The 13301-nt window shown below is 36.9% G+C and carries 13 protein-coding genes; 5 read left to right on the top strand and 8 right to left on the bottom strand.

Features of this window, described 5'->3' with window-relative positions; translation table 11 throughout:
• The 3 genes from KPC_RS04635 to hemE all read right to left on the bottom strand — a co-directional run.
• On the bottom strand, positions 1-244 hold a 244-nt coding region (locus KPC_RS04635), incomplete at its 3' end, for a transposase (RefSeq protein WP_171072066.1).
• 7 nt (positions 245-251) lie between these two features.
• Positions 252-1049, bottom strand: a complete 798-nt coding sequence (locus KPC_RS04630) for a DUF817 family protein (RefSeq protein WP_121973244.1) — start codon at positions 1047-1049, stop codon at positions 252-254.
• A 32-nt stretch (positions 1050-1081) separates the two neighbouring features.
• A complete protein-coding gene (hemE, locus tag KPC_RS04625; protein WP_121973243.1) occupies positions 1082-2155 on the bottom strand; it encodes a uroporphyrinogen decarboxylase in 1074 nt (357 codons plus the stop codon).
• A 194-nt stretch (positions 2156-2349) separates the two neighbouring features.
• On the opposite strand from hemE, the gene KPC_RS04620 reads away from it, so the two are divergent.
• From KPC_RS04620 to tauC, 5 genes are all read left to right on the top strand, one after another.
• Positions 2350-3627: a L,D-transpeptidase family protein gene (locus KPC_RS04620; RefSeq protein ID WP_121973242.1), complete on the top strand. Its 1278-nt coding sequence runs from the start codon at positions 2350-2352 to the stop codon at positions 3625-3627.
• Positions 3628-3819: 192 nt separating this feature from the next.
• Positions 3820-4506: a pirin family protein gene (locus KPC_RS04615; RefSeq protein WP_121973241.1), complete on the top strand. Its 687-nt coding sequence runs from the start codon at positions 3820-3822 to the stop codon at positions 4504-4506.
• A gap of 332 nt (positions 4507-4838) precedes the next feature.
• Positions 4839-5864, top strand: coding sequence for a taurine ABC transporter substrate-binding protein (tauA, locus tag KPC_RS04610; RefSeq protein ID WP_121973240.1), 1026 nt, complete (start codon positions 4839-4841; stop codon positions 5862-5864).
• Between the two features lie 13 nt (positions 5865-5877).
• On the top strand, positions 5878-6669 hold the full coding sequence (locus tag KPC_RS04605; protein ID WP_121973239.1) for a taurine ABC transporter ATP-binding protein: 792 nt from the start codon (positions 5878-5880) through the stop codon (positions 6667-6669).
• Positions 6666-7544 (top strand): taurine ABC transporter permease TauC, encoded by an 879-nt coding sequence (gene tauC, locus KPC_RS04600; protein ID WP_121973238.1) that lies wholly within the window; start codon positions 6666-6668, stop codon positions 7542-7544. The genes KPC_RS04605 and tauC overlap by 4 nt, the downstream gene beginning before the upstream one ends.
• 61 nt (positions 7545-7605) lie before the next feature.
• On the opposite strand, the gene KPC_RS04595 is transcribed toward tauC, so the two are convergent.
• From KPC_RS04595 to KPC_RS04575, 5 genes are all read right to left on the bottom strand, one after another.
• The gene (locus KPC_RS04595) at positions 7606-7845 is read right to left on the bottom strand and encodes a hypothetical protein (RefSeq protein WP_121973237.1); all 240 of its coding nucleotides are present in this window, start codon (positions 7843-7845) and stop codon (positions 7606-7608) included.
• Positions 7846-7993: 148 nt separating this feature from the next.
• Entirely contained in the window at positions 7994-8449 is a 456-nt protein-coding gene (locus tag KPC_RS04590) for a copper resistance protein NlpE N-terminal domain-containing protein (RefSeq protein ID WP_121973236.1), read from the bottom strand.
• Between the two features lie 20 nt (positions 8450-8469).
• Entirely contained in the window at positions 8470-10854 is a 2385-nt protein-coding gene (locus tag KPC_RS04585; RefSeq protein ID WP_121973235.1) for a TonB-dependent receptor, read from the bottom strand.
• A 78-nt stretch (positions 10855-10932) separates the two neighbouring features.
• The gene (locus KPC_RS04580) at positions 10933-11391 is read right to left on the bottom strand and encodes a DUF2946 family protein (RefSeq protein WP_227591479.1); all 459 of its coding nucleotides are present in this window, start codon (positions 11389-11391) and stop codon (positions 10933-10935) included.
• A 267-nt stretch (positions 11392-11658) separates the two neighbouring features.
• Positions 11659-13125 (bottom strand): MFS transporter, encoded by a 1467-nt coding sequence (locus KPC_RS04575; protein ID WP_121973234.1) that lies wholly within the window; start codon positions 13123-13125, stop codon positions 11659-11661.
• Between the last annotated feature and the right edge of the window lie 176 nt (positions 13126-13301).

Genomic DNA, 13301 nt, shown 5'->3' with positions numbered 1-13301 from the left:
TAATCAGACTTTGCACAAAGCCAGTGACCATACGTAAAGACAGACGGAATAAGGATTTAATCATTAAGCAGCATTGGATGGCTGCGTCGGAGTAGGTTTGATTTCGCCCTTGTTTGCCTTTTGATGGCGCATACCATTGCGTAGCAGGATCAAACCAAATGGCAATATTTCCGCGACTCATGAGTGCTCGGTTATATGCGGGCCAATTGGTTGTGCGGTAGATTTTGTGTGTAGGCTTCTTCATTTGAAAATTATATCGCTGAAAAAGCCTTTACAGATAGGTTTGTGCAACAAAGCCTTTTAAGTACCAGAACCAAACTCAATAATAAAAGCAAGTACCATGAACCTAATTTTCCCCATCCCACCATATGCCATGTATTTTCCTGCGTTGGATAGACCCAAATCTTATAAAATGTACTAATATTTTCAGCAATCCAGATGATAAATGCCAAAATGACAAGCACTGGTAACATAGGCAGTTGTATTTTTTTCTGACTTAGACAAAAAGTAATTTTAGTTTTCCAAAAAATAAAAATACTCCAGATAAATAATAAGATACGTATATCTGGAATAAAAAACTTACTCATAAAATTGATATAAGAGCACAATGCCAAAGCTAACATATTGACAAAGTTAGGTAATTCTTTGAATGAAACCTGATACAAACGTAGCGATCTGGCAAAAAAACTTCCTACAGCAGAATACATGAACCCTGCAAATAGAGGCACAGTAAATATCTTAAATATGGCAGGCTGCGGATAGTGCCATGAAGCAATTTGCGGGTGGGTTAAAAAAATCTCCATTAACATCGCCATGATATGAAACAAGGCGATTACTTTTGCTTCTGCAAGTGATTCTAATTTAAGGTATAAAAGACATGCCTGAATAATCAAGGCATAAAATAATAAATAATCATAGCGAAACAGACCATGAAATTCCTGACTCCCCATTGGAGCGGTAACTGCAAAAGCAAGCAGCAGCAAAATTCCAAATAAGGCAGCCGAAGCCGCCTTATATAAAAATTCAAATACTGAATAGATATAGGTCATGGAAAAATCTATACGTGATTATTTTTTAATCTTTAACCCAGATATTTAAGGCTATATTCATGTACGGTATCTACAAATACCTTGGGATTTTCAGGATCTACCCACTGTGTAATACCATGTCCTAAATTAGCAATATAACCAGTTTTTTCCCCATTTTGATATGCATCATCCAGCATGGCTTTAACTGCTTTCTCTATATTTGCCTTTGAGCCATAAAGTGTGGCAGGGTCTAAATTGCCTTGTAGAGCTGCTTGACCATTAATTGTCTGACGGGCAACATTTAAAGGTGTTGTCCAGTCAAGACCAAATGCGTCCGCACCAGTAGCCAACATTGGTTGTAACCACTGACCACCACCTTTGGTAAATAAAATAACCGGAATTCTTCGACCATCTTTTTCACGCTGTAATCCAGATACGATTTTCTGCATATAATTTAGTGAAAATTCAATAAACTCTCGATGCGCGAGTGCTCCTCCCCAACTATCAAAAATCTGAATCGCCTGAGCACCAGCATCGATTTGAGCATTTAAATATTCTGTCACAGCATCAGCTAAACGGTCTAATAGTGCATGTAAAACCTCAGGTTCTGCATACATCATCTGCTTTGTATAGCGAAAATCTTTACTCGAACCACCCTCAACCATATATGTTGCCAATGTCCAAGGACTTCCAGAAAAACCGATGAGTGGGACTTGACCCGCTAATGCAGAACGTATGGTTGAAACCGCATTCATGACATAATCCAAATCCGATTTGGCATTAAATTTTGGTAAATTGGCTACATCCTGTTCTGTACGAATCGTTTTTTTAAATTTAGGCCCTTCACCAGCCTCAAAATATAATCCTAATCCTAAAGCATCAGGTACCGTTAAAATATCTGAAAATAAAATGGCGGCATCAAGCTCGTACCTGCGTAAAGGCTGTAATGTGACTTCACATGCTAATTCAGTATTTTTACAGAGTGAAAGAAAGTCTCCCGCTTTAGCACGAGTTTCTCTATATTCCGGGAGGTAACGACCTGCTTGACGCATCATCCATACTGGAGTGGTGTCAACTGGTTCTCTTAATAAGGCACGCAGAAAACGATCATTTTTTAAGGTCGTCATTACTTTCCCATTCTAAAATTTGAAGTCCTCCACATCATAGCAAAACGACTTCCAAATTAGTAATTTCTATTTATCAAATTAAGTTGATAATTTTTTTAAATTAAACAAAAGAAATACTGCATTAGCGTTTTTTTTCTGTAATACTTGCAAAGTTTTTAGACAATCTATATGAATAATTCTTAAGGTTGAATTACATGTTCGTTCGCTCAATTCTTGCTTTGAGTTTAAGCTGTATATTTGCTGGCTCAGCTTTCGCGGCTCCGACTGCTGAGAAACAATTAACTCCTAAAAAAATTTCATCTCCTGCTCCAGTTCAAGATCCTATTGATCCTTTAGAGATTGATTCCAATGCATCTTCGGCTGTAAACGATACTGCAACGAGTGCTGCACAAATTTCCCAGCAAGAGCAAAATGATTTAAACAAGGCATCTCAGACACTGCAAAACCTAGAGAAATCTGAAGACAAAAATGCTGATATTGCTGTATCACCAATTGAGACACCAGCTTCTTCTCCTATAACAACAAAACCATCAACTACAACTACACCATCTGTACCTGCCGAAAAAGCCTCTTGGACTTTAGATGGTATGAATAATGCCGAATGGTATGAAAATATTGGTAAAGGTCAGTTCCCGGTATATGCACGTGCGCATGTCATGTTAAACAATGCTCATGCTTCACCTGGCGCTATTGATGGTTCTAGTGGTATGAACACCCTCAAGGCAATTGCATCATTCCAACAAATGAATGGCATTAAACCTACTGGTGTTTTAACTCAGGAAACTTGGGATGCTTTAATTGCTAAACAAGGTAATAAGCCAGCATTTGTAGAATACACGATTACAGATGCGGATCTTAAAGGACCTTATGCCAAATCAATTCCGCATGACTATGCCTTACAGGCAAAAATGCCTGGACTTTATTACACTCGTGTAACTGAAATGCTTGGTGAAAAGTTTCACATGGATGAGGCGTTTTTAAAGAAAATCAATCCAAAAGCAACATTTAACAAAGTTGGTGAAAAAATCATTGTGACCAATATCCGCAATGAATTACCTGAAGATATTCACTTGATTGTTGCACATAAAGGTGCAAAACAACTGTATTTATTTAACAGTAAAAATCAAATGATTGCTTCATTCCCAGCGACTATCGGTAGTACAGATACACCATCACCAACAGGTACATATAAAGTCACAGGTGTAGCAAAAAATCCATGGTATAGCTACTCTCCTAGTAACTTTATTCAAGGCAAAAATTTAAAACCTTTATCGTTACCACCTGGTCCGAATGCACCTGTAGGTAATATCTGGATTGGTTTAAGTAAAAAATCATTCGGTATTCACGGAACTCCGAATCCTTCTGCCATCTCAAAAACAGCTTCGCACGGATGTATTCGTTTAACGAACTGGGATGCAAATGACCTGGGTAAAAAAGTACGCGCTGGTGTAACTGTTAAATTCTTAGAATAATTCTCTAGTGAATTGTTCTCTATCAATAAAAAGTGCATAAAATAATTTTTATGCACTTTTTATTTATTTTTCATTTTATATATACCATAAACATTTGTTCTAAAAATAGAACAAAACATTGCATTTCCAACATTTACCCTCATTTTTAAGATAAGTAAAATACCCTCATTGACAAAAATAAAGAGGTGCAGCATGAATGCATATCTACATAGCAGTTCCGAACGTGGTCATGTAAAAGCTGGATGGCTAGATACCAAACATAGTTTTTCATTTGGCAGTTGGTACAATCCTAAGTATATGGGCGTAGGCGCTCTACGTGTTATCAATGATGATACGATTGCTGCGCATAACGGTTTTGGGACACATCCACATGACAATATGGAAATTCTCACCTGTGTACTTGATGGTACGATCTCTCATCGTGACAGTATGGGTAATGAGCGTCATATTTCTGCAGGTGAATGGCAATTGATGAGTGCTGGAACAGGCGTACAGCATAGTGAAATGAACAATGGTGACGTACCTGTACATATGTTACAAATCTGGATTCATCCAAATGTACAAAATGCTGAACCAAACTATCAACAGATTTTACGCGACCCTAAAGCAACACCAAATGAATGGCAACTGATCGTTGGACCTCATGAAAATGCGCCTATGCATATTCGCCAAAATGCTGAAGTAAAGGCAGCATATCTGGAAAAAGGTCATGAGTTACCAATTCAGGCTACCCAGAAATTTAATTATGTCCATTTAATTTCTGGCCAGGTTTTAATTGGAGATCAAACGGTTAATCCTGGTGATGCATTGTTATTCGATGATGTGACAAGCATCAAGGCTCTGGATGATAGTCAATTTATCTGGTTTGATTTATCTTAAACTCATAAAAATCCCTTTCTTAAATGAAAGGGATTTTTTTACTTATTGCGCTATAACGCTCGCATTTTAACCTTGCTAAATATCCTGCAATATTCTACTCACACCACATTCTCTATATCTCGATTCTGTCCTTGGTTCATTGAATAAAACTTTTTATCATTTGATATAACTGATAAATTTAATTCAGCAAAGTTTGTATGCTTTTAATCCCTCAACAAATAAAACAATGCGCTTTATCTAAATAAAATATAAATAAACAATGTTTAATTATTTTTCAGCATAATCAAGGCTTCTTAAAATTGGGCAAATCAGAGAATTATGAATGATGTAAAATGAGTCAGAAAAACAGTAAGGTTATTGGAATTACAGCTGTTGTTATTATTGCTATTGTTGCTTTTATTTTTTTTCAAAATAAAGAAACTGATCAGCCAAATACTTCAGCACAATCAAAGGATTCGAAAACAATCGTCATCGCATATCAAACTGGGGTTGATCCGAGTAAAGTAGCTCAAGCCAATGGAGAATATGAAAAAGATAGTCAAAAAAATATTCAATGGAAGAAATTTGACACTGGTTCAGATGTTGTAAATGCATTAGCTTCAGGGGATGTTGTGATTGGTAATATCGGATCTAGCCCTTATGCTGCTGCAACAAGTCGCGATGTTCCCATCCAAACTTTTTTAATCACATCAAAACTAGGCTCTTCGGAAGCTTTTGTCGTTCGCGAAAAATCGGGCATTAAAACACCTCAAGATCTTGTGGGTAAAACCATTGCTGTACCATTTGTATCAACAACACATTACAGCTTATTAGCGGCATTAAAACATTGGAACATTGCCGAAAATAGTGTAAAGATTGTTAATCTTCGTCCACCAGAAATTACTGCTGCATGGGAACGTGGAGATATTGATGCAACCTATGTATGGGAACCTGCATTAAGTAAAGCAAAAGCTTCAGGTACTGTTTTTGCAGATTCCAGACAAGTTGGTCAATGGGGTTCTCCTACTTATGATCTATGGGTAGTGCGTAAGGATTTTGCCGAGCAGCATCCTGATTTTCTCAGGTCATTTGTTAAAACCACGCTTAAACAAATTGATAGCTATAACAATGACCCTAAAGCTTTTTCAAACCCCGAAAATGTAGAAAAAATTGCTCAATTAACCGGTTCAGATACTAAAGATATTCCGTTGCTTTTATCAGGCAATGAGTATTTAAATCAGTCACAACAAATCACAACACTAAATGGTGAGTTTGCCAAAAATATTTTAGACACGGCGACGTTCCTGAAAGGTCAGGGTAAAGTGGATCAGGTTAAACCTGACTATAAAGAACATATTTCCTCCAAATTTATTCAATAATGGAGTGAAAATAATGAGTATTTTAAAAGCAGAACATATTTCACTTACTTTTCCCAAACAGTCACAAGCTGTATTGAAAGATATTAATCTCTCTATTTCAGAAAGCTCATTGACTGTAGTTTTAGGTGAGTCAGGGTGTGGAAAAACTACTCTACTGAATATTCTTGCAGGTTTTCAAAAGCCAAGCTCAGGTGAGATTAAAATTGATCAGGAAGTTTTAAGCGCTCCAGATGCCAGACGTGCCGTTGTATTTCAGGAGCATGCATTATTACCCTGGTTAAATGTCGAAGAAAATATATGGTTTCCTTTAAAAATCAGTCACCAGACATCAGAATTTATACAAGAACAGGTTCAGTCCATTCTGAAAATTGTCGCACTGGATCATGTTGCCAAAGCCAATATCTGGGAGCTTTCGGGGGGGATGAAACAACGTGTCGGTATTGCACGCGCATTAATTAGTCATGCACCGTTTATTTTACTTGATGAACCATTTGCCGCCCTTGATGCTTTTACCCGTGAAACTATGCAGGAACTGGTTCTTGACTTATGGATTCAGCAAAACAAAGGCTTCTTCCTGATCACACATGATATTGAAGAAGCTTTACTATTGAGCAATCAGCTAATACTTATGAAAGCAAGACCTGGCATCATCGCCGAAGTTTTAGAGCTGGATTTTGCTGATCGTTATAAAGCTGGTGAAGATATTCGGACTATCAAATCAGATCCTGCATTTATTGCACTACGTGAGCAGCTTTTCGATCAATTGCGTTCACAAAATAAGAAAAATAAAGAGGTAGTATCATGACATCTTCACGTGAAAGTACTTTAACTTCTTCGACTAAAGCAGTGAAATCTCATAACGATATTACTCAGAGCAAGTTAGAAAAAACCAAACTTTCAGTTTATCTCTCAGAATATAAAAATATTATGATCAGTATTTTGAGTGTCTTAAGCGTTTTATTGATTTGGTATATCATCACTGCCCTACATATTATTCCAAGTCTGTTTTTACCCAGTCCTCAGGCAGTTTGGCAAAAATTTATACAAGTTAGCCAGCAAGGCTTTATGAAAGCCACATTATGGCAACATTTAGCGGCAAGTATTTCCAGAGTATTTTTCGCGCTATTTGCTGCGATCATAATCGGTGTTCCTATTGGGTTATGGATGGGATTAAATAAATGGGTACGTGCTGTACTCGATCCACTGGTAGAACTATTGAGACCCATACCTCCTCTTGCTTATTTACCTTTATTGGTGATCTGGTTTGGTATTGGTGAAACAACAAAAGTTTTACTGATTTTCTTTTCCATACTCGCACCTATTATTATCAGCAGTACTCACGGTGTCATTAGCCATCAGATAAACCGCGAGCGGGCTGCATTATCTTTTGGTGCAAGTAAAAGCCAGATTATTCGATATGTCATTTTACCTACTGCTTTACCACATATTTTGACAGGGATACGGATTGGACTAGGTGTAGGCTGGTCTACCCTTGTCGCAGCTGAGCTGGTAGCAGCAGATCGTGGAGTTGGTTTTATGGTTCAATCTGCCGCACAATTTTTAATTACTGATACTGTTATTTTGGGAATTGTAGTCATTGCGATCGTCGCTGTTGCTTTTGAATTATTTTTACGCTGGCTCCAACAACAACTTTCCCCTTGGTACGGGCAACAAACCTAAAATGCTTTTTAATAGCACATCCTAGGAAATAGGCACATTTCCCAGGATTCTTTATCAGGAATTAAGTCCGAAGCTGACTAAATAGTGCATTACCCTTTTCTGTTAATTGTTTGATAAATATGATGTCTTTATTATCCAGATAGGAGATTGCTTCATCTACTTCGACATACTGTTCCTGAATAAGCCATTGAATATCTTCATTGCTTATATCCACCATTCCAACCAGATAAACAAAGCTATTCTTGGTTTTTTGTTGTGTTAATTTTTCAAATAGTTCGCGAATTATATTTATATCTTTCATCTCTTAAATCCTAACTTTCTTACTTTATCTATTATAAAAAACATTAGAATTTAAAAATAGTTTATAAAATTGCTATACGACAGTTTATGTCGTATAGCATATATTCCTAGCTTAAAGCTGTAGGTTTTACAGATGAGTGACATAGACCTCAGGTTGATTTATCCAACTCAAATTCCGTATAAGAATCGAAGTACTGCTGAGTTTGAGTGTCTATAAATTCAACCATACCCTCATCTATACCGAGTTTATTGCGGTCAGTCACACCAATCAGTTCGATCCTGGTTTTATCTGGATCAACAAAGTGAAAACGCCCTGCAAAAACTTCAGGCTTACTCGTATTGTTATTGTCACTACGTTCCAGAACATAAGTCTGATCAGCATTAATTTTCAGGTCTATTCCCAGACCTTCACATCCTTCGCAACGGGTTATACAGTTAGCACAGGGCGTAATTCCAGAATAATGCCCTACCCATTCACTCAGCGCTGGATCAGTGACTACCTTGATTTTTACATTATCTTTCGCATTTTTTTGCCCGTCATGCGCTTCTGAACAACCAAAACTGACACTGGCTAAAATAAATGAAGTCAATAGCGTCTTTTTCATCTTTTCCAATCCTATTTTGATCAATATTTAAATGTCATAGCCAGTTCAACACTTCTCGGCGCACCAATGAAGATCTGTGTTGGTGAGTATCCTGAATATTCACCATAGTATTCATTGCTTAAATTTCTGCCCCATAGCGTAAAAGTCATATTTTTCAGCGCATAAGAAATAGATGCATCTAAAGTTGCATGCCCTTTTACAAAATAGCTATTTGCAGTATCGGTATAAAAACCACCGACATATTTTCCATAGGCAGTAAGTGATACAGGGACTGAATTAAATTTATAATTCACTGATGCATTTGCGACATGTTTTGGTACATTGACTGGTCTATTTCCAGAACGATCAGCTCCGTTATCCTCTATCAAACCATGGTATTTCGCATCTACCCAAGCCAGACCCAGATCTGCACGCAGCTGGGGTGTAATCATGGTCGATGCAGTTAATTCTGCACCTCTGGAAGTCTGGGAACCACCCTGAACAGTCAAAAGCGTGTTTTTCGGATCTTGAGTAAGAATATCATTTAGCTCAATCCAATAAATTGAACCAATCACATCTGTCTTGCCACCAAATAAACTGGTCTTGAAGCCAAGTTCAGCTGATTTACCTTTGGATAACTTAAAATCTGAATCATCAGATGAAATAAGCAGTAGTGAGTTAACCGGGGTAACTGCTGTGCTATATTGCCCATAAATCTGGATGTCTGGGTTAATGTTGTAAATCGTACCCAAACGCCAGGAAACCGGATTAAATGTTGGATTAAACTTTTCCGTATTATTGTTATGGAGATTAATCACATCACGTTTGGCATCAAGATGCTCAAACCTTGCTCCACCGACAATTAGCCAGTCTGGTGTAAGATTAAACGCATCTTCGGCAAACACTGCTATTGTATCGACTTTGGATTTATGGACGGAGTTACTACTCCCCTCATTATCTTTACCCCAAATTGGATCACCTCCTGATGGCATTATTCCCACATCTGGAGCAAATGGATCGACATCTGTAAAGTCTGCAAATTGTCTTAAACTGGTTAAATTTGTATGGTTATATTCAGTACCGATACTCAATCTATTACGATATTTTCCAAATAAATTGACATCATTACTCAGACTCAAACGGTTACTCCAAAACTCATGATTATGGGTAATCCGTTCAACATTACGCTTGAACAATTTTAAATCTTTATCGTAATTTTGATCTGGTGCTTCAAAAAAATCACGCGTGGCTTTGAAATAAGTCATCACGTTATTCAACGTCCAATTTGGAGTTAACTTATAGTCAGTTTTCCAATTTACTGTTGTACTCTCAGAACTTGAATAAGCACCCTCAGGATTATAATTAATATGGCGAAGTGATTTATCCAGTACTAACCCATCAGCACTTTTTAAAATATTGCCTGGTCTTTTCGCAACTGAAGCAGGTAATAAAGGAGAGCCTTGATAAGTAGAATCTGCTTTATCATAATCATGATCCACCGAAAATAGCATGGATAAATCATCATTCGGTTGATATAACAAACCAGAACCTACACTGACTTTTTTAGTATCCTGATGGTCAATATCATATAAACTATCAGAATCCGAATAACTGGCTTGCAATAAAAGTGCAGTAGACTCGTCCAGTTTCTGATTGGTGCTGATTGCTGCACGTACGGTATTAAAACTCCCATAACTCAACATTCCATCAGTTTCATCACCATCCAGACTCGGTTTTCGGGTAATCATATTGACTGTACCGCCAAGAGATCCCAAGCCGTACAATACTGAAGCTGGACCTTTAAGCACTTCTATTTTCTCATATTTCCATGAATCAAGATCACGCATCATCATCGTTGAATCTGAAATACGAATACCATCTTGCAACACACTAACTGCACTATCACTAAATCCACGCATGGAAAGTACCGCAGGATTACCTGGAACATTACCTACAATCGCACCAGTGATATTTGCAAAAGCATCTTTTACCGTACGCAGACCTTTTTGTTGCATCTGTTCCTGCGTATAGGTTTCAACTGTTGCTGGTGTTTCCTTTGCAGTCAGTTTTAAGCCACTACCAACATGACTAATCTGATTTAAATATAACAACTGTCTTTGTCCATCTTCTTGAGCAGTCATTTTGATACTTGGTAGTTGAGCCACTTCAGATTGCGTCTCCAATAAACCATTCACAGTCTCATTCTCTGCAGCAAAAGATAAACTTGAAAAAGGTATAAAACCCAATAGAGAGGCTGAAAACACTAATCTTATCGTTTTTATTGCTGGATCTTCAGCTAATACAGTCTTCTGGCTAATCTTAACCTGAGTCTCATTTTCGCTTTGAGTGTTCACAACGCACAGTATATTTTTCTGGACATGACTTTTTATCTCGCGTGACGAGATATTTGATTGAATAAATAACATGACTTTTCTCTTTTTTAAGCCAGCAAAATTCAATAAAACCTAATCAAGGTTGTATCGCGTGAATTAAATTTTAGTGATCTAAGAGAAAAGAACTGGTGGGGCTCGATTTTGCGGAAGCAGAAATAGTTGTTGTAATGCGAAATAAAAGCTTTTAAATAATTTTGTGATAAATAACAAAATTATATGGATTCGATCAACAACCTGCTGAATATCAGTATTTAAAACAGGGATAACATGGCTAAATACCGAACAGAACATACAGTCATGTTCTAAATGATGCTGATGCTTTTGTGTATGATCAGCATCCATTTGATTCATACTATGCTGCATATGCTCATGCACACTTGTATGATGCATCGCAGGTGACATCAATTCCTGAGAATTTGAAAATAAACTACGATCCAACTGCATAACTTCAGCAATAGTGTCACACACCGGAGCAAACTCATATTTTTCCGGTAATAATGGCTGTAAAAATACAGCAATTTGTAACAACATCGCAGTGAATGCGAAATATAGACCTATCTTCAAAATCACTCACATCCTGATTTTGAGGCGATGCTAGCATATTTTGTTGATAACCATTCACATTTAAAAGCTACAGAATATTTATGGTATTTTTATTTTATTGATTCATGAGAATTTTATTTTAAAGCTATTCTTATACGTTTTTTTCATATTTATATATTTATTTTAAATAAGTATAAAGAAAGACTTTACAATTTCCAGCCCCAAAAAGTCTTTTATATTTATAAAAGGATGGCTCACTTATTTTATTCATCTGTATAGCCATCCTGAATGAATCTATTGTGATGATATCTGATGTTGTAAGTTTTTAATGATATTGTCATTTTCTACTACTGCATCAACGTCAACTGCTGTAGGCTCAAATTTGATCAAAAAACCAATGACTAATATAGGTACAATAGCGAAAACTGAAATGATTAAAAATACATGCGTGTTGTACTTTGCCATCCAGATTGGAAGTAAAAACAAGGCTGTTGCCTGTGCTACACCTGACACTGCACGATTAAAGCCAACTCCCACCCCACGAATTGAAGCTGGGTAAGCCATGGTTGGATAAATCATCATCTGTGCACCAGGGCCAAACCCTTCAGCAAATAACCACAGTCCAAGCATGATAATCGCGATATACAGTAAAAAACTATTTTCAGGTTGCCCAATCAGACTTAACGATAGTAAAGCCAAAAACTGTATGGCAAATCCAGCGATCAATACCAATCGTGAGGTCAATCTACTCGCAATATAAACACCAAGCAGTCCACCTGTAAAAGCAAACAACAGATTAAGTCCCAAAGTCGTTGAAATCGTGGTCAAAGTATCTGTATGAAAGAATCTGGATAAAATCGACGGTAAGAAAAATGCAATTGTCGTATATTGAAAAGCCACCGAGATGTGAATCACAATCGACACTATCATTCTTGGTAAATAAGTTTTGTTAAATAAGACAGCAAATCCAGTATGAGATGGTTTTATCTGTACAGCCTGTGCATATTCAATTTTAGTCAATGCGGGAATATTATATGACTCATTGAGAATTTTGACTGCTTCTTTCAAATTTCCTTGATTTGCAAGCCAGATTGGTGACTCTGTTAAATATTTTCCTCGGATAAAAATAATCAATAAAGCTGGGACAGCCCCAAAAATCAAGGATACCCTCCAAAGCCAATTTGCATATTCTTCAGGCAATAAAAAATAAAGAAATAGTACGACAGCAAAACATACTGATGATGCTGCATACCACATTGGACACCAAGCTGCCAATCTGGCCGCCTTATTACTACGCCCATTAAACCTGGAAAATTCAGTTAAATATGACATGGCAACAGGCAAATCGATTCCCACACTAATTCCCATAATGAAACGGGCAATAATCAATACCCAGACATTTGGCGCTAAACCCGCAACAATTGCTGCGATAACAAACAACACCATATCTGCCATGAATACCCGATAACGCCCTATTTTATCGGTTAACCATCCTCCCAATATATTGCCAGCTATAGTTCCGCAAATAATGGCAGATGCTACAACACCCGTCATAACAGGCGATAATGAAAACTCCGTAATTACCTGTTCTATGCCAAAAGATAAAGTTGTTAAATCATATGCATCAATAAATACTCCAATCAAAGCTAACCATATCACTTTGTTGGTCTTACCTTGACCTGCATATTTAGAAATAAGTCTGGAAACATCTTCTGCTTTTTTAACTTCATAATATGTAGCAGCTTGTTCTATATTGGCCATTATTAATGTCTACTTAGTCGGTCAAGTTTATGCTAATGACCCTGTTCGTAATATGTGAAATCTTTTTTTTTCGAGACTTTTGCAGGATTTTATAAATATTTTTTTTGTATTTTGTTAGAAAAAAAACTTCATTTTCAAAATTAAAAATAGGATTAGCATCTAGGTTTTAGCTTGAA

The organism is Acinetobacter stercoris (genome assembly GCF_900323515.1).
GTDB classification, from domain to species: domain Bacteria; phylum Pseudomonadota; class Gammaproteobacteria; order Pseudomonadales; family Moraxellaceae; genus Acinetobacter; species Acinetobacter stercoris.
The sequence above is the reverse complement of the archived record's forward strand: the minus strand, read 5'-3'. Positions and strand labels throughout refer to the sequence as shown.

What these genes read in the sequence shown, in the direction of transcription:
- KPC_RS04620 (WP_121973242.1), top strand. Translation starts at nt 2,350, where the DNA reads ATGTTCGTTCGCTCAATTCTTGCTTTGAGTTTAAGCTGTATATTTGCT.
- KPC_RS04590 (WP_121973236.1), bottom strand. Translation starts at nt 8,449, where the DNA reads ATGAAAAAGACGCTATTGACTTCATTTATTTTAGCCAGTGTCAGTTTT.
- tauC (WP_121973238.1), top strand. Translation starts at nt 6,666, where the DNA reads ATGACATCTTCACGTGAAAGTACTTTAACTTCTTCGACTAAAGCAGTG.
- KPC_RS04585 (WP_121973235.1), bottom strand. Translation starts at nt 10,854, where the DNA reads ATGTTATTTATTCAATCAAATATCTCGTCACGCGAGATAAAAAGTCAT.
- hemE (WP_121973243.1), bottom strand. Translation starts at nt 2,155, where the DNA reads ATGACGACCTTAAAAAATGATCGTTTTCTGCGTGCCTTATTAAGAGAA.
- KPC_RS04605 (WP_121973239.1), top strand. Translation starts at nt 5,878, where the DNA reads ATGAGTATTTTAAAAGCAGAACATATTTCACTTACTTTTCCCAAACAG.
- KPC_RS04630 (WP_121973244.1), bottom strand. Translation starts at nt 1,049, where the DNA reads ATGACCTATATCTATTCAGTATTTGAATTTTTATATAAGGCGGCTTCG.
- tauA (WP_121973240.1), top strand. Translation starts at nt 4,839, where the DNA reads ATGAGTCAGAAAAACAGTAAGGTTATTGGAATTACAGCTGTTGTTATT.
- KPC_RS04615 (WP_121973241.1), top strand. Translation starts at nt 3,820, where the DNA reads ATGAATGCATATCTACATAGCAGTTCCGAACGTGGTCATGTAAAAGCT.
- KPC_RS04595 (WP_121973237.1), bottom strand. Translation starts at nt 7,845, where the DNA reads ATGAAAGATATAAATATAATTCGCGAACTATTTGAAAAATTAACACAA.
- KPC_RS04575 (WP_121973234.1), bottom strand. Translation starts at nt 13,125, where the DNA reads ATGGCCAATATAGAACAAGCTGCTACATATTATGAAGTTAAAAAAGCA.